This window comes from Pseudomonas sp. LB3P58, assembly GCF_054897895.1.
The window spans coordinates 622859-638617 of record NZ_JBUBVE010000001.1 but is presented as its reverse complement, the minus strand read 5'-3'; the positions used below and the strand labels follow the sequence as shown (position 1 = coordinate 638617).

At 59.1% G+C, this 15759-nt stretch carries 14 protein-coding genes; 12 read left to right on the top strand and 2 right to left on the bottom strand.

Going from position 1 to position 15759, the window contains the following annotated elements; all coding sequences use genetic code 11:
• Positions 1–23 precede the first annotated feature (23 nt).
• The 7 genes from dapC (at position 24) to ACYZTZ_RS02865 (ending at position 6413) form a co-directional block, all read left to right on the top strand.
• Positions 24–1223 carry a succinyldiaminopimelate transaminase gene (gene dapC, locus ACYZTZ_RS02895; RefSeq protein ID WP_461997165.1) on the top strand — a complete coding sequence of 400 codons (1200 nt, stop codon included), beginning with the start codon at positions 24–26 and terminating at the stop codon, positions 1221–1223.
• Between the two features lie 165 nt (positions 1224–1388).
• Entirely contained in the window at positions 1389–2183 is a 795-nt protein-coding gene (locus ACYZTZ_RS02890; protein ID WP_461997164.1) for a M12 family metallopeptidase, read from the top strand.
• 114 nt (positions 2184–2297) lie between these two features.
• A complete protein-coding gene (locus ACYZTZ_RS02885) occupies positions 2298–3029 on the top strand; it encodes a M12 family metallopeptidase (protein ID WP_461997163.1) in 732 nt (243 codons plus the stop codon).
• A 217-nt stretch (positions 3030–3246) separates the two neighbouring features.
• Entirely contained in the window at positions 3247–3609 is a 363-nt protein-coding gene (locus ACYZTZ_RS02880) for an ArsC family reductase (protein ID WP_438660660.1), read from the top strand.
• A 32-nt stretch (positions 3610–3641) separates the two neighbouring features.
• Positions 3642–4676 (top strand): 2,3,4,5-tetrahydropyridine-2,6-dicarboxylate N-succinyltransferase, encoded by a 1035-nt coding sequence (gene dapD, locus ACYZTZ_RS02875; protein WP_461997162.1) that lies wholly within the window; start codon positions 3642–3644, stop codon positions 4674–4676.
• Positions 4677–4806: 130 nt separating this feature from the next.
• Positions 4807–6012, top strand: a complete 1206-nt coding sequence (locus ACYZTZ_RS02870) for an aminotransferase class V-fold PLP-dependent enzyme (RefSeq protein ID WP_123365931.1) — start codon at positions 4807–4809, stop codon at positions 6010–6012.
• A complete protein-coding gene (locus tag ACYZTZ_RS02865) occupies positions 6009–6413 on the top strand; it encodes a SufE family protein (RefSeq protein WP_461997161.1) in 405 nt (134 codons plus the stop codon). The genes ACYZTZ_RS02870 and ACYZTZ_RS02865 overlap by 4 nt, the downstream gene beginning before the upstream one ends.
• Before the next feature lie 89 nt (positions 6414–6502).
• Here the strand turns inward: ACYZTZ_RS02865 and tcdA are convergent, their stop codons facing one another.
• Complete coding sequence (tcdA, locus tag ACYZTZ_RS02860) at positions 6503–7321, bottom strand: tRNA cyclic N6-threonylcarbamoyladenosine(37) synthase TcdA (RefSeq protein ID WP_461997160.1); 819 nt, start codon at positions 7319–7321, stop codon at positions 6503–6505.
• Between the two features lie 222 nt (positions 7322–7543).
• Here tcdA and ACYZTZ_RS02855 point away from each other — a divergent pair, with 222 nt between their 5' ends.
• The 4 genes from ACYZTZ_RS02855 (at position 7544) to ACYZTZ_RS02840 (ending at position 12767) form a co-directional block, all read left to right on the top strand.
• Positions 7544–10135, top strand: a complete 2592-nt coding sequence (locus ACYZTZ_RS02855; RefSeq protein WP_056739141.1) for a glycosyltransferase — start codon at positions 7544–7546, stop codon at positions 10133–10135.
• A 210-nt stretch (positions 10136–10345) separates the two neighbouring features.
• Positions 10346–11497: a succinyl-diaminopimelate desuccinylase gene (gene dapE, locus ACYZTZ_RS02850; protein ID WP_461962716.1), complete on the top strand. Its 1152-nt coding sequence runs from the start codon at positions 10346–10348 to the stop codon at positions 11495–11497.
• Positions 11497–12306 carry a putative RNA methyltransferase gene (locus ACYZTZ_RS02845; protein ID WP_461997159.1) on the top strand — a complete coding sequence of 270 codons (810 nt, stop codon included), beginning with the start codon at positions 11497–11499 and terminating at the stop codon, positions 12304–12306. Before dapE ends, ACYZTZ_RS02845 begins: the two co-directional genes overlap by 1 nt.
• A gap of 83 nt (positions 12307–12389) precedes the next feature.
• Entirely contained in the window at positions 12390–12767 is a 378-nt protein-coding gene (locus ACYZTZ_RS02840; RefSeq protein ID WP_461997158.1) for a hypothetical protein, read from the top strand.
• A 92-nt stretch (positions 12768–12859) separates the two neighbouring features.
• Here ACYZTZ_RS02840 and ACYZTZ_RS02835 read toward each other — a convergent pair whose 3' ends face one another.
• Positions 12860–13069: a cold-shock protein gene (locus ACYZTZ_RS02835; protein WP_008146705.1), complete on the bottom strand. Its 210-nt coding sequence runs from the start codon at positions 13067–13069 to the stop codon at positions 12860–12862.
• A 165-nt stretch (positions 13070–13234) separates the two neighbouring features.
• Between ACYZTZ_RS02835 and plsB the strand changes: the two genes are divergently transcribed.
• Complete coding sequence (gene plsB / locus ACYZTZ_RS02830) at positions 13235–15718, top strand: glycerol-3-phosphate 1-O-acyltransferase PlsB (RefSeq protein WP_461997157.1); 2484 nt, start codon at positions 13235–13237, stop codon at positions 15716–15718.
• Positions 15719–15759 lie beyond the last annotated feature (41 nt).

Sequence of the window (15759 nt, the reverse complement as noted above, 5' to 3'; positions counted from 1 at the left end):
GCTTTGAACGAGACCCCGTACCGATGAACAACGCTCTGAACCAGTTGCAGCCCTACCCGTTCGAGAAGCTCCGCGCCCTGCTCGGCAGCGTCACGCCAAACCCGGACAAGCGTGCCATTGCGCTGTCCATTGGCGAGCCGAAACACCGTTCGCCAAGCTTTGTCGCCGAAGCCCTGGCAAGCAATCTGGATAAGATGGCCGTGTACCCGACCACCCTCGGAATTCCGGCCCTGCGTGAAGCCATCGCCGCGTGGTGCGAACGTCGTTTCAGCGTTCCGAACGGCTGGCTCGACCCGGCGCGCAATGTGCTGCCGGTCAACGGCACCCGTGAAGCCTTGTTCGCCTTCACCCAGACCGTGGTCAACCGTGGCGACGATGCACTGGTGGTCAGCCCGAACCCGTTCTATCAGATCTACGAAGGCGCCGCGTTCCTTGCCGGGGCCAAGCCGCATTACCTGCCGTGCCTGGACGAAAACGGTTTCAACCCGGATTTCGACGCCGTTTCCCCAGACATCTGGAAACGCTGCCAGATCCTGTTCCTGTGCTCGCCGGGCAACCCGACCGGCGCACTGATCCCGGTCGAAACCCTGAAGAAGCTGATCGCCCTGGCCGACGAATACGACTTCGTGATCGCCGCCGACGAGTGCTACAGCGAACTGTATTTCGACGAACAAACCCCACCGGCCGGCCTGCTCAGCGCCTGTGTGGAACTGGGCCGCAAGGACTTCAAGCGTTGCGTGGTGTTTCACAGCCTGTCCAAGCGCTCCAACCTGCCAGGTCTGCGTTCAGGCTTCGTGGCCGGTGATGCGGACATTCTCAAAGGCTTCCTGCTCTATCGCACCTACCACGGCTGCGCGATGCCGGTTCAGACCCAACTGGCCAGTGTTGCCGCGTGGAATGACGAAGTGCACGTGCGCGCCAACCGTGCGCTGTATCGTGAGAAATACGATGCAGTCCTGGAAATCCTTGGCCCAGTGATGGACGTGCAGCGTCCGGACGGCGGTTTCTATTTGTGGCCGAATGTTGAAGGCGACGACGAGGCGTTCTGCCGTGATCTGTTCGTTGAAGAACATGTGACGGTCGTTCCTGGGTCTTATCTGTCTCGCGAAGTGAACGGCTCAAATCCCGGCGCAGGCCGAGTGCGCATGGCGCTGGTTGCACCGCTGGCGGAATGTGTCGAAGCCGCTGAGCGGATTCGCAATTTCATGGCTAATCGCAAGTAACAACCTGAGCCTGTACTGCGCAACGCAGTACAGGCCTTACTCATAATAAAGCAGCAAGCACTTAAACATTAAAACCTCCCCCACCCACTTATCGCTGATTTAATCCTAATCAAATGCGCCAGCATTCGAACCCATTCGAAAGCTACATCTGATAAGGACATAACAATGCACCCTCTAGCGCCCTGCCGCGTTATTGGCAACTTTGATCCACGCGCCTCTTACGAGGCTGCTCTACGAGAAAACCCTGACAACCTCCAGAATTCTTCAACCGGTGGACGCCAGAAACGTGGAGTCGCCACGCACTCAAAATTTTGGGCGAGCCACAGAACTCTGAAAATTGCATTTATAAACCCGCCCTCCCTCGCACACCGCAACGCAGTTATCAACGCCATAAAACAATGGCAAAACTCAATCAACCTGACACTTGAGTTTGTCGACGATGCCACGGGCGATATCCGGATCACCCTGGAGGCGCCTGCAAATTACTCGGCCATTGGCACTGATGCGACACTGCGCCAGCCTCATGAGAACACCCTGAATATTGGCACCGACCTGACGCACCCACGGTTCGATTCAACGGTCATGCACGAGTTCGGACATGCACTCGGAATGGAGCATGAACACCAACACCCACACGCCGATATCCCATGGGACAAACCCAAGGTCTATGACTTCCACCTGCGCAACTTCAACTGGTCGAAAGAGCAAGTCGATCACAACTTCTTTAGAACACTGGACGCGATCAACACACGAACAACTCCTTATGACAAACTTTCAATCATGCATTATAAGATTCCGAACGAGTTCACCACCGGCGACTGGTCGATAGGGAACAACAACACTATCAGCCAAAAAGATCGGCGACTGATGCGAAAGATTTATCCCCGTAATAAAGAAGACAGGGCTACTTCACCTCCCCCCAGCTTAGCCTTGCCGAGATCAAATTTGCCACTTTTATAATCGGTAACACTTAAGCCGAAATTAAGGTTCACCGAACTGCAGAGTTCCCCTTACTCTCATGCAGCGCATTAGCGTACGCATTCACACGACCTTACTTCAAGGAAGAAGTAGCCAATGAACAGTATTGAAGACTGCACCCTTATCCAATGGCCCAACGATCAACAATCCTACGAAGCCGCCATCAACGAAAACCCTGAGAATGCCGGCACCGGCGGCAGCACTCGCCGCAAGCGCTCGCTGATCAATTACTCAAAACTGTGGGCTAACGGACGGACGCTCAAAATCGCGTTTATCGACGGCCCCGATGATGAGCACAAACAGAAGATCATCGACGCTGCCAGCCAGTGGCTGCCCTATATCAATCTGAGCTTCGATTTTGTCGATGGACTTGAAGGTGATATCCGGATTGCGACAAAAAACAACGTCAACAGCTCAATGCTGGGCACCGACGCGCTGTTGATTCATCCGGACTGGCCGACCATGGATCTGGGTGTCAAACCTGAAGATTCAGACTTCGACGTGATCGTGACTCATGAGTTTGGACATGCCTTAGGCGCCATGCATGAACACCAACACCCTGAGGCCAGTATTCCTTGGGATAAACCGAAAGTGTATGCGTTCTACCAGAATCGAGAAATGAATCCGCTGACCAAAGAGCAAGTCGACAGAAACCTCTTTGGTTCCTTCGATACGATCGAAGCGATTTACACGCCTTACGACAGAAAATCCATCATGCACCACCCGGTGGCTAACACGCTGACACTGGGCGATTGGGAAATCCCTATTAACCGAAAGATCAGTAAAAAAGATAAAAAACTTATGAAGTTGCTTTATCCCAAACGTTAGCAGGCGGTTTGCATCAAGCGCGTTTTCCAAGACAATCGACAGCATTGAAGTGCCATATTAGCCGCTTAGACTGCAGGCAGGCCGTCACACCTATGTCGCATGCAATCGCTGATCGCCACGACAAACGGACAAACCCGACCACGACCGACGCGAAACCGTCCGGTCATGGCATAATCCGTCACCTTTTATTTCCAGCACCTGCAAAGGGGGCAATTCCTTGACCGTTTCAAGCAAAACGTTGCACCTTTTCGGCATCAAAGCCTGCGACACCATGAAAAAGGCGCGCACCTGGCTCGATGAACACGCTGTCGGCTATGACTTTCATGATTACAAAGCGGCCGGAATCGACCGTGAACACCTGACCCAATGGTGCGACGAGCACGGCTGGCAAGTGGTGTTGAACCGTGCAGGCACGACCTTTCGCAAGCTCGACGACGAACGCAAAGCCGATCTCGACCAGCCGAAAGCCATCGAACTGATGCTCGCACAACCCTCGATGATCAAGCGCCCGGTGCTTGATCTCGGTGACCGAACCCTGATTGGCTTCAAGCCAGATATCTACGCGGCAGCGCTCAAGTAAGGCAGCCCGTTCCATTTTTTAGAGGTATCAACATGTCCACTACCCTGTTCAGCCTGGCCTTTGGTGTCGGCACTCAAAACCGTCAAGGTGCATGGCTGGAAGTGTTTTACGCGCAGCCACTGCTCAACCCGTCGGCCGAACTGGTCGCTGCCATCGCACCTGTTCTGGGCTACACCGAAGGCAATCAGGCCATCGCGTTCACTACCGCTCAGGCGTCGCAACTGGCTGAAGCCCTGAAAAGCGTCGACGCTGCCCAGGCTGCCTTGCTCACCCGTCTGGCCGAGAGCCACAAGCCGCTGGTCGCAACCCTTCTGGCCGAAGACGCTCAGCTGACTTCCACGCCTGAGGCTTACCTCAAGCTGCACCTGCTGTCCCATCGTCTGGTCAAGCCGCACGGCCTGAACCTGGCCGGTGTGTTCCCGCTGCTGCCGAACGTGGCATGGACCAGCCAGGGCGCAATCGACCTGGCCGAACTGGCCGAACATCAACTGGAAGCCCGTCTGCGCGGCGAGCTGCTGGAAGTGTTCTCGGTGGACAAATTCCCGAAAATGACTGACTACGTGGTTCCGGCCGGCGTGCGTATCGCTGACGCGGCACGTATTCGTCTGGGCGCTTACGTCGGCGAAGGCACCACCGTGATGCACGAAGGTTTCGTCAACTTCAACGCCGGCACCGAAGGCCCGGGCATGATCGAAGGCCGCGTTTCCGCTGGCGTATTCGTCGGCAAGGGTTCGGACCTGGGCGGCGGTTGCTCGACCATGGGCACCCTGTCGGGCGGCGGCAACATCGTGATCAAGGTCGGCGAAGGCTGCCTGATCGGCGCGAACGCCGGTATCGGCATTCCGTTGGGCGATCGCAACACCGTTGAGTCAGGCCTGTACGTGACCGCGGGTACCAAAGTGGCGCTGCTGGACGAAAACAACGCACTGGTCAAAGTCGTGAAGGCCCGTGAACTGGCCGGTCAACCTGACCTGCTGTTCCGCCGCAATTCGGAGACCGGTGCAGTGGAATGCAAAACCCACAAATCGGCCATCGAACTGAACGAAGCGCTGCACGCTCACAACTAAGCAGAACGTCAAACGATCACCTGTGGGAGCGAGCTTGCTCGCGATGGCATCCGAGAGACCGCCATCGCGAGCAAGCTCGCTCCCACAAGGTTTGGCGTACATCCGCCCATGTTCACCAGGGCCGAACAACATGATGATTCCCTCTCCCTGGCGCGCCGATTTTCCGGCCATCGCCGCATTGCAACGGCAAGACCAGACGTATCTGGACAACGCCGCCACCACGCAAAAGCCTCAAGCCCTGCTGGATGCCTTGGCGCACTACTACGCCAACGGCGCGGCCAACGTACATCGGGCGCAACACTTGCCCGGCGCCCACGCCACCCAGGCGTTCGAGGCCAGCCGCAGCAAAGTCGCCCACTGGCTCAATGCCGGCGATTGCGGGCAGATCATCTTTACCCACGGCGCAACGTCTGCGCTGAACCTCCTGGCTTATGGCCTGGAACATCTTTTCAATCCGGGCGATGAAGTTGTCATCAGCGCCCTGGAGCATCACGCCAATCTGTTGCCATGGCAGCAGCTGGCCCACCGTCGCGACCTGAAACTGGTGATCCTGCCACTGGACGCCGACGGTTTGATCGACCTTGATGCTGCCGCGCAGTTGATCGGTCCTCAAACCCGCTTGCTGGCCGTCAGTCAGCTGTCCAACGTACTCGGCGCCTGGCAGCCGTTGCCCGCCCTCTTGACGATGGCCAAGGCGCATAACGCACTGACCGTGGTCGATGGCGCCCAAGGCGTGGTTCATGGCCGCCACGACGTGCAGGCGCTGGGCTGCGACTTCTATGTGTTTTCCAGCCACAAGCTCTACGGCCCCGACGGACTGGGCGTGCTGTTCGGTCGCAATGAAGCGCTTGAACAACTGCGCCACTGGCAATTCGGCGGTGAAATGGTGCTGGATGCGGATTACCACAGCGCACGGTTCCGCCCGGCGCCACTGGGTTTCGAGGCGGGTACGCCGCCGATTGCCGGGGTGATTGGTTTGGGGGCGACGCTGGATTATCTGGCGGGGCTCGATCAGGACGCGGTTTGCGCCCATGAAGCAGCGCTGCATGACTATTTGCTCAAAGGCCTTGAAGCACGCAACGGCATTCGGTTGTTGGGCAAGCCGCAACTGGCGCTGGCCAGTTTTGTCGTCGAGGGTGTGCATAACTCTGATTTGGCGCATTTGCTGACCGAACAGGGGATCGCGGTGCGCGCCGGTCATCACTGCGCAATGCCGTTGCTCAAGCATTTTGAGCTGGCTGGGGCCATCCGGGTGTCGTTGGCGCTGTACAACGATTCCGAAGACCTGGAGCGGTTCTTTGAAGCGCTGGATCAGGCGCTGGAATTGTTGCGATGAACTTGCCTGCCGATGCGGCCACGGCGCTGGAGACTTTTCAGAAGACTGCCGGTTGGGAACAACGGGCGCGGCTGTTGATGCAATGGGGCGACCGTCTGCCGGCGCTGAGCGATGTGGATAAGAGTGACGCCAACCGCGTGCATGGCTGTGAAAGTCAGGTATGGCTGGTGGGTGAATTGCAGGATGGTCACTGGCAGTTTGCCGCGAGCAGCGATGCGCGGTTGATTCGCGGGTTGGTGGCGTTGCTGCTGGCGCGGGTTAACGGGTTGTCAGCGGTTGAGTTGCAGCAGGTGGATTTGCCGGATTGGTTTGATCAGTTGGGGCTTAGCCGGCAGCTGTCGCCGTCGCGCAGTAATGGCCTTAATGCCGTGCTACAGCGGATGAATGAGTTGGCTGGTTAATCGCCTTCGCGAGCAAGCCCGCTCCCACAGGGAACCGCATTCCAATGTGGGAGCGAGCTTGCTCGCGATGAGGCCGTCAGCAGCACCCACTATGCCTCAGACTTAACCCTATCGGAGGGGCGACGAACACCCGCCACAATCTTATCCACAGCCTTGGTCGCCGCGACCATGCCAAACGTCGCCGTCACCATCATCACCGCACCAAATCCTCCGGCGCAGTCGAGCTTCACACCATCACCGACAAAACTCTTCTGCAAGCAAATGCTGCCATCCGGTTTCGGGTAGCGCAGTTGTTCGGTGGAAAACACGCACGGCACGCTGTAATGGCGGGTCACGGTACGTGAGAAGTTGTAATCCCGGCGCAAGGTCGAGCGCACTTTCGAAGCCAACGGATCATTGAAGGTCCGATTCAAATCGCACACCTGAATCAACGTCGGATCAATCTGCCCGCCCGCGCCGCCGGTGGTGATGATCTGAATCTTGCGGCGCTTGCACCAGGCAATCAGCGCCGCCTTGGCATTCACGCTGTCGATGCAATCAATGACGCAGTCGATGTTCGGCGTGATGTATTCGGCCATGGTCTCGCGGGTGACGAAGTCCGCCACCGCGTGCACGGTGCAGTCCGGGTTGATCCCGCGCAGGCGCGCGGCCATCACGTCAACCTTGGGTTTGCCGACGGTGCTGTCCAGCGCGTGCAACTGACGGTTGGCGTTGCTGACGCAGACGTCGTCCAGGTCGAACAGCGAAATCTCGCCCACGCCACAACGGGCGACGGCTTCCGCCGCCCAGGAACCGACGCCACCAACGCCGACGATCGCCACATGCGCCGCGCGCAGGCGCTCCAGGCCGTCGATGCCATACAAACGGGCGATGCCTGCAAACCGCGGATCTTCTGTACTCATGACCATTACCCCAAAAACCGGCGCGCATTATAGGGCCACAGTGCGAGAACTTTTAACCTTCCAGCGACAAGTGAAAGAACTTATGTGAAACCAGAGTGCCCAATGTCGGGCATTTCCCTGTTCGCTGTACGGTCAGAGAACCTCCAGTGTAGGATGCGCGCCCCTGCCCCCTGGCAGCCAGCCGCAAACCGTTCCTTCGTTCCACAGCCTTTGGAACCCGAAAAAGCTATGTCATCGCGTAAATTTGGACTCAACCTGGTCGTGGTGCTCGCCATCGCAGCCTTGTTTACCGGCTTCTGGGCGCTGATCAATCGCCCGGTCACCGCCCCCAACTGGCCTGAACAGATCTCCGGCTTTTCGTACTCGCCGTTCCAGCAAGGGCAGTACCCACAAAAAGAGCAATACCCGACCGACGATGAAATGCGTCGCGATCTGGAGATCATGAGCAAGTTGACGGACAACATCCGTACTTACTCGGTCGATGGCAGCCTGGGTGATATTCCCAAGCTCGCCGAAGAATTCGGTTTGCGCGTGACACTGGGTATCTGGATCAGCCCGGATCTTGCGCGCAACGAGCGTGAAATCCTGCGCGCCATTGACCTGGCCAATACCTCCCGCAGCGTGGTTCGCGTTGTGGTCGGTAACGAGGCGATCTTCCGTAAGGAAATTACCGCCGCCGAACTGAGCGTGATCCTCGATCGCGTCCGCGCGGCAGTGAAAGTACCGGTGACGACCTCCGAGCAATGGCACGTCTGGGAAGAAAACCCGAGCCTGGCCAAGCACGTCGACCTGATCGCCGCCCACGTCCTGCCGTACTGGGAACATGTTCCGATGGAGCAGTCCGGGCAGTTCGTACTCGACCGCGCCCGCGACCTGAAAAAGATGTTCCCGAAAAAACCGCTGCTGCTGTCGGAAGTCGGCTGGCCGAGCAACGGCCGTATGCGCGGTGGCGCCGATGCGTCGCCGGCAGACCAGGCGATTTATCTGCGGACCTTGGTCAACAAGCTCAATCGCCAGGGCTTCAACTACTTCGTGATCGAAGCCTTTGACCAACCGTGGAAGGCCAGTGACGAAGGTTCCGTGGGCGCTTACTGGGGCGTTTTCAACGCCGCGCGCCAGCAGAAATTCAACTTCGAAGGCCCGGTCGTCGCGATCCCGCAATGGCGCGTGCTGGCCATCGGTTCCGTGGTGTTGGCTCTGCTGTCCCTGACCCTGCTGATGATCGACGGCTCGGCCCTGCGTCAACGTGGCCGCACCTTCCTGACCTTCACCGCGTTCCTCTGTGGTTCGGTGCTGGTGTGGATCGGTTACGACTACAGTCAGCAATACAGCACCTGGTTCAGCCTGACGGTGGGCTTCTTGCTCGCGCTCGGCGCACTCGGGGTGTTTATCGTGCTGCTGACCGAGGCGCATGAACTGGCCGAAGCGGTCTGGACCCACAAACGCCGACGTGAATTCCTGCCGGTGGTGGGCGATTCGGACTACCGACCGAAAGTCTCGATTCACGTACCTTGCTACAACGAGCCGCCGGAGATGGTCAAACAGACCCTCAACGCCTTGGCCAACCTCGACTATCCGGACTTCGAAGTCCTGATCATCGACAACAACACCAAGGACCCGGCGGTCTGGGAACCGGTGCGCGATTATTGCGAAACCCTCGGCCCGCGCTTCAAGTTCTTCCACGTTGCACCGTTGGCCGGTTTCAAGGGTGGCGCGCTGAATTACCTGATTCCGCACACTGCCAAGGATGCCGAAGTGATTGCGGTGATCGACTCGGACTACTGCGTCGACCCGAACTGGCTCAAGCACATGGTGCCGCACTTCGCCGATCCGAAAATCGCCGTGGTGCAGTCGCCGCAGGATTACCGCGACCAGAACGAAAGCACCTTCAAGAAGCTCTGCTACGCGGAATACAAAGGTTTCTTCCACATCGGCATGGTCACCCGTAACGACCGTGACGCGATCATCCAGCACGGCACCATGACCATGACCCGGCGCTCGGTGCTCGAGGAACTGGGCTGGGCTGACTGGTGCATCTGTGAAGACGCCGAGTTGGGTCTGCGCGTGTTCGAGAAAGGCTTGTCAGCGGCGTATTACCACACCAGCTACGGCAAAGGCCTGATGCCCGATACCTTTATCGACTTCAAGAAACAGCGTTTCCGCTGGGCTTACGGTGCGATTCAGATCATCAAGCGTCACACCGCCAGTCTGTTGCGCGGCAAGGACACCGAGCTGACCCGTGGCCAGCGTTACCACTTCCTCGCGGGCTGGTTGCCGTGGGTCGCAGATGGCATGAACATCTTCTTCACCGTGGGCGCCTTGTTGTGGTCGGCGGCGATGATCATCGTGCCGCAGCGGGTCGATCCACCGTTGCTGATTTTCGCAATCCCGCCATTGGCGCTGTTCGTGTTCAAGGTGGGCAAGATCATCTTCCTCTACCGTCGTGCGGTCGGGGTCAACCTGAAGGACGCTTTCTGCGCGGCATTGGCAGGGTTGGCGTTGTCGCACACCATCGCCAAAGCGGTGCTGTACGGTTTCTTCACCAGCAGCATTCCGTTCTTCCGCACCCCGAAAAACGCCGATAACCACGGCTTCTGGGTGGCGATTTCGGAAGCTCGCGAAGAAATGTTCATCATGCTGCTGTTGTGGAGCGCGGCGCTGGGGATTTTCCTGGTGAACGGCCTGCCGAGCAATGACATGCGCTTCTGGGTGACGATGTTGCTCGTGCAATCATTGCCATACCTGGCGGCGCTGATCATGGCGTTCTTGTCTTCGCTGCCGAAACCGGCGGTCGAGGGCGAGACGGCACCGGCGGTCTAAATCGTTGCGGATGCACTAAACGGCGGCCAATGGCCGCCGTTTTGCTTTAAGATAACCGCCATTTTGCGCGCCTTGCCCCCAAAGGCCTGACCCAATACCTGTGGGAGCGAGCCTGCTCGCGATGCAGGCGATGAGGTTTGTCATACGGACCGTGTCATCGTTCATCGCGAGCAGGCTCGCTCCCACATTTACAGTTTCCGGAGTTTTCCCATGACGGCCCACGCCGACCTTTCGCCGACCCTTCAACTCGCCATCGACCTGATCCGCCGTCCGTCCGTGACGCCGGTCGACGCCGATTGCCAGAAGCAGATGATGCAGCGCCTGGGCGATGCCGGTTTTGCGCTTGAGCCAATGCGCATCGAAGATGTGGATAACTTCTGGGCGACCCACGGTAAACACGACGGTCCGGTGCTGTGCTTTGCCGGTCACACCGACGTGGTGCCGACCGGCCCGGTGACTGCCTGGCAGATCGACCCGTTCAACGCGGTGATCGACGAACACGGCATGCTCTGCGGCCGTGGCGCGGCGGACATGAAAGGCAGCCTCGCTTCCATGACCGTGGCGGCCGAGCGCTTCGTCACCGACTACCCGGATCACAAGGGCAAGGTTGCTTTCCTGATCACCAGCGACGAAGAAGGCCCGGCGCACCACGGCACCAAAGCGGTGATCGAACGCCTTGCCGCCCGTAAGGAGCGTCTGGACTGGTGCATTGTCGGCGAACCGTCGAGCACCACTCTGGTGGGTGACGTGGTCAAGAACGGCCGTCGCGGCTCCCTCGGTGCCAAGCTGACCGTGCGCGGCGTGCAAGGTCACGTGGCCTATCCGCACCTGGCGAAGAACCCGATCCACCTCGCCGCCCCGGCGCTGGCCGAACTGGCCGCCGAGCACTGGGACCATGGCAACGATTTCTTCCCGCCGACCAGCTTCCAGATCTCCAATGTGAACTCCGGCACTGGCGCGACCAACGTGATCCCGGGTGACCTGGTGGCGGTGTTCAACTTCCGCTTCTCCACCGAATCCACCGTTGAAGGCCTGCAAAAGCGCGTCGCCGATATTCTCGACAAACATGGCCTGGACTGGCACATCGACTGGGCGCTGTCCGGCCTGCCGTTCCTCACCGAACCGGGCGCGTTGCTGGATGCCGTCGCGTCGAGCATCAAGGACATCACTGGTCGCGATACCAAAGCCTCCACCAGCGGTGGCACCTCCGACGGGCGCTTCATTGCGACCATGGGTACGCAGGTGGTTGAACTGGGCCCGGTCAACGCGACGATTCACCAGGTCAACGAGCGCGTGCTGGCTGCCGACCTCGATGTGCTGACCGAAATCTACTACCAGACCCTGATCAAGTTGCTCGCCTGATGCTTGCCTGCCCAATCTGCAGCGAACCGCTGAACGCGGTAGACAACGGCGTGGCCTGCCCCGCCGGGCATCGTTTCGACCGTGCGCGTCAGGGTTACCTGAACCTGTTGCCGGTGCAGCACAAGAACAGCCGCGACCCTGGGGATAACCTGGCGATGGTCGAAGCCCGGCGCGACTTTTTGAACGCCGGCCATTACGCGCCGGTGGCCAAGCGTCTGGCGGAACTGGCCGCTCAGTACGCACCGCAGCGCTGGCTGGACATCGGTTGTGGCGAGGGTTACTACACCGCGCAAATCGCCGAGGCCTTGCCGAACGCCGACGGTTACGCGTTGGACATCTCCCGGGAAGCGGTCAAACGCGCCTGCAAACGCAACCCGCAGCTGACCTGGTTGATCGCCAGCATGGCGCGGGTGCCGTTGGCCTCGGGCAGCTGCCAGTTTCTCGCCAGCGTCTTCAGCCCGCTGGATTGGGAGGAAGCCAAACGCCTGCTCAGCCCAGGTGGCGGTTTGATGAAAGTCGGCCCCACCAGCGGCCATCTGATGGAATTGCGCGAACGTCTGTACGACGAAGTGCGTGAATACACCGATGACAAGCATCTGGCCCTGGTGCCGGAAGGCATGGCGCTGCAGCACAGCGAAACCCTGGAGTTCAAACTGACGCTTGCAAGTGGTCAGGACCGTGCGAACCTGTTGGCCATGACCCCCCACGGTTGGCGCGCCAGTGCTGAACGCCGAGCGGCGGTCATCGAACAGGTCGAGCCGTTCGAGGTCACTGTTTCGATGCGCTACGATTACTTCGTACTTCAATAAATTTTAATTTTTTGGTCTCCGGCATTTGCCGTAGGCCGGCTAAATCCGCGAATGGATTTTTCAAACCCGCAGTGAGGACATCCATGCGCCAACCCGATATCGAGATTTACCTGAAAGACGCCGACGTCGACTACAAGGCCGTCGCGGCTTGGCTCGGCACTGCTTTGGGCCCATGCACCGACTGGGTCCAGAAAGGCCAGACCTACAAGTGCAAGGCCGGCAACGTGTCGGTCACCTGGCTGCCGAAAGCCGTGGGCAAATGGAACAGCCTGTTCCTGGACAGCGACCAGACCCCGTGGGAAGACGACATCGCCTGTGCCCGCGCAGCGTTTGCCGCGCTGAACGTCGAGGTGCGCTGCGCACCGGGTAGCTGGGTCGAGGAAGAAGGTGAAGAGACAGCTGATCGCTGGATGCGCATCAGCACTGATGGTGAAGAAGAAATCACCTGGAAAACCGTGTAAAACCAAAAAGATCGCAGCCTGCGGCAGCTCCTACAGGGTTATATGTACACCTGTAGGAGCTGCCGCAGGCTGCGATCTTTTGATCTTAAGGCTTACAGCCCCACCACATCCTCAGCCTGCAAGCCTTTCTCGCCCGTCACCACGCCGTATTCCACCTGCTGACCTTCAGCCAACGAGCGGTGCCCTTCGCCACGAATCGCGCGGTAATGCACGAACACGTCCACCCCGTCCTCGCGCTGAATGAACCCGTAGCCCTTGGCGTCGTTAAACCACTTCACATTGCCGGTTTCGCGCGTTGCCATGAATCAGTACCCCGTTGTTTTTATTTTGAACGGCCGAGTATATGACAGCCGCCAAAACTCTCAACTCACTTTACTTAGCCGCTTTTTTGCCGATTTTCGGCGAATACGGCACACTATCGGCCGCCCGAGCAAACGCTCGGTTTTATTCACTCACGCAGATGCCGTATGACCCGCTCCCCGTTCCGCCGTCTTGTGTTTGGCACCCTGCGCCGACTGCTCTACCTCTGGGTTCGCTCGGAGACGATCAATCAGTCGTCGTTCACCCTCAACCTCGACCGCAGCCGTCCGGTGTTCTACGTCCTGCAAAATCCTTCGCTGACCGACCTGGCCGTGGTCGATACCGAGTGCAGCAAGGCAGGTTTGCCCCGGCCGGTGTTGCCGGTATCGGTAGGTACATTGGTGGAGCCCGCCGCGTTCTTTTACCTGACGCCGGAGCCCGACTGGCTCGGCCGTCAGGATAAGCGAGGCGCGCCACCGACCTTGACTCGTCTGGTCAGCGCCCTGAGCCAAAATGCCGCCGAAGACGCGCAGATCATTCCGGTCAGCGTGTTCTGGGGTCAGTCGCCAGACAGCGAATCGAGCCCGTGGAAACTGCTCTTCGCCGACAGCTGGGCAGTCACCGGGCGTCTGCGTCGATTGTTGAGCATCATTGTGCTGGGGCGCAAAACCCGGGTGCAGTTCTCGGCGCCGATTCACCTGCGTGAGCTGATCGACCACAACAAGGGCCACGAGCGCACCGTGCGCATGGCCCAGCGGATTCTGCGGGTGCACTTCCGCAACCTCAAAGCTGCGGTCATCGGCCCGGACATCTCCCACCGGCGCAACCTGGTCAAAGGCCTGCTCAACCAGCCCTTGGTCAAGCAAGCGATCCTCGATGAAGCCGAGCGCGAGAACATCTCCCCGGAGAAAGCCAAGGCCCAGGCCCTGCGCTATGGCAACGAGATCGCCTCCGACTACACCTACACCGCGATCCGCTTCATGGAAGTGGTGCTGAGCTGGTTCTGGAACAAAATCTACGACGGCATCAAGGTCAACAACATCGAAGGCGTGCAAAAGGTCGCCCCGGGTTACGAAGTGATCTACGTGCCTTGCCACCGCAGCCACATCGACTACCTGCTGCTGTCCTATTTGCTGTTTCGCAACGGCCTGACCCCGCCGCACATCGCCGCCGGGATCAACCTCAACATGCCGGGGATCGGCGGCCTGCTGCGTCGCGGCGGTGCGTTCTTCATGCGCCGCACCTTCAAGGGCAACCCGCTGTACACCTCGGTGTTCAACGAATACCTGCACACTCTGTTCACCAAAGGCTTCCCGGTGGAGTACTTCGTCGAGGGTGGCCGTTCGCGTACCGGACGCATGCTGCAACCGAAAACCGGGATGCTCGCAATCACTCTGCGCAGCTTCCTGCGTTCGTCGCGGATGCCGATCGTTTTCATCCCGGTCTACATCGGTTATGAACGCGTGCTGGAAGGCCGGACCTACCTTGGCGAACTGCGTGGCGCGACCAAGAAAAAAGAATCGATCTTCGACATCTTCAAAGTCATCGGCGCGCTCAAGCAGCGCTTCGGCCAAGTGGCCGTGAACTTCGGCGAGCCGATCAAACTGGCGGAATTCCTCGACAGCGAACAACCGGACTGGCGCCAGCAGGAACTCGGTCCGCAGTTCAAACCGGCCTGGCTCAACGAAACCACCAACCGCCTCGGCGAGAAAGTCGCGCAGCATCTGAACGAAGCGGCAGCGATCAACCCGGTCAACCTTGTTGCCCTGGCGCTGCTGTCCACCAGCCGTCTCGCGCTGGATGATCGCGCTATGGCGCGGGTGCTCGATCTGTACCTGGCGCTGCTGCGCAAGGTCCCGTATTCGCCGCACACCACCCTGCCGGAAGGTGACGGCCGGGCGCTGATCGAGCATGTGAAGGACATGGATCTGCTGTCCGAGCAGAGCGATGCCCTGGGCAAGATTCTGTACCTGGACGAGCAGAACGCCGTCCTGATGACCTACTACCGCAACAACGTTTTGCACATCTTCGCCTTGCCGGCGTTGCTGGCGAGCTTCTTCCAGAGCGCCTCGCGCATGAGCCGCGAACAGATCCTGCGCTACACCCGCGCGCTCTATCCGTACTTGCAATCGGAGTTGTTCATTCGCTGGTCGCTGGACGAGCTGGATGCGGTGATCGATCAATGGCTCGAAGCCTTCGTCGAGCAAGGTCTGCTGCGTTTTGAGAATGATGTCTACCTGCGTCCGGCACCGAGCTCGCGGCATTTCGTGCTGCTGACCCTGCTGTCGAAAAGCATCGCCCAGACCCTGCAACGTTTCTACATGACGGTCTCGCTGCTGCTCAACAGCGGTCAGAACAGCATCAGCGCCGAAGAGCTGGAAGACTTGTGCACGGTCATGGCCCAGCGCCTGTCGATCCTCCATGGCCTGAACGCCCCGGAGTTCTTCGACAAGAGCCTGTTCCGCCACTTCATCCAGACCATGCTGGATCTGGATGTGCTCAAGCGCGACGAGGCCGGCAAGCTGAGCTATCACGAATTGCTCGGCGAGCTGGCCGAAGGCGCGGCCAAGCGGGTGTTGCCGGCGGAGATTCGGCTGTCGATCCGTCAGGTCGCGTTGCATCGCAGTGAAGATGCGGCGGATCAGGCTTAGTTGAGGTTGCTTGTAACTTTCTGACAATGACTATAAGAACA

Coding starts and splice junctions, on each gene's coding strand:
- ACYZTZ_RS02890 (WP_461997164.1), top strand. CDS start 1,389: ATGCACCCTCTAGCGCCCTGCCGCGTTATTGGCAACTTTGATCCACGC.
- dapD (WP_461997162.1), top strand. CDS start 3,642: ATGTCCACTACCCTGTTCAGCCTGGCCTTTGGTGTCGGCACTCAAAAC.
- ACYZTZ_RS02835 (WP_008146705.1), bottom strand. CDS start 13,069: ATGGCAACGCGCGAAACCGGCAATGTGAAGTGGTTTAACGACGCCAAG.
- dapC (WP_461997165.1), top strand. CDS start 24: ATGAACAACGCTCTGAACCAGTTGCAGCCCTACCCGTTCGAGAAGCTC.
- dapE (WP_461962716.1), top strand. CDS start 10,346: ATGACGGCCCACGCCGACCTTTCGCCGACCCTTCAACTCGCCATCGAC.
- ACYZTZ_RS02865 (WP_461997161.1), top strand. CDS start 6,009: ATGAACTTGCCTGCCGATGCGGCCACGGCGCTGGAGACTTTTCAGAAG.
- ACYZTZ_RS02840 (WP_461997158.1), top strand. CDS start 12,390: ATGCGCCAACCCGATATCGAGATTTACCTGAAAGACGCCGACGTCGAC.
- tcdA (WP_461997160.1), bottom strand. CDS start 7,321: ATGGTCATGAGTACAGAAGATCCGCGGTTTGCAGGCATCGCCCGTTTG.
- ACYZTZ_RS02845 (WP_461997159.1), top strand. CDS start 11,497: ATGCTTGCCTGCCCAATCTGCAGCGAACCGCTGAACGCGGTAGACAAC.
- ACYZTZ_RS02885 (WP_461997163.1), top strand. CDS start 2,298: ATGAACAGTATTGAAGACTGCACCCTTATCCAATGGCCCAACGATCAA.
- ACYZTZ_RS02855 (WP_056739141.1), top strand. CDS start 7,544: ATGTCATCGCGTAAATTTGGACTCAACCTGGTCGTGGTGCTCGCCATC.
- ACYZTZ_RS02870 (WP_123365931.1), top strand. CDS start 4,807: ATGATGATTCCCTCTCCCTGGCGCGCCGATTTTCCGGCCATCGCCGCA.
- plsB (WP_461997157.1), top strand. CDS start 13,235: ATGACCCGCTCCCCGTTCCGCCGTCTTGTGTTTGGCACCCTGCGCCGA.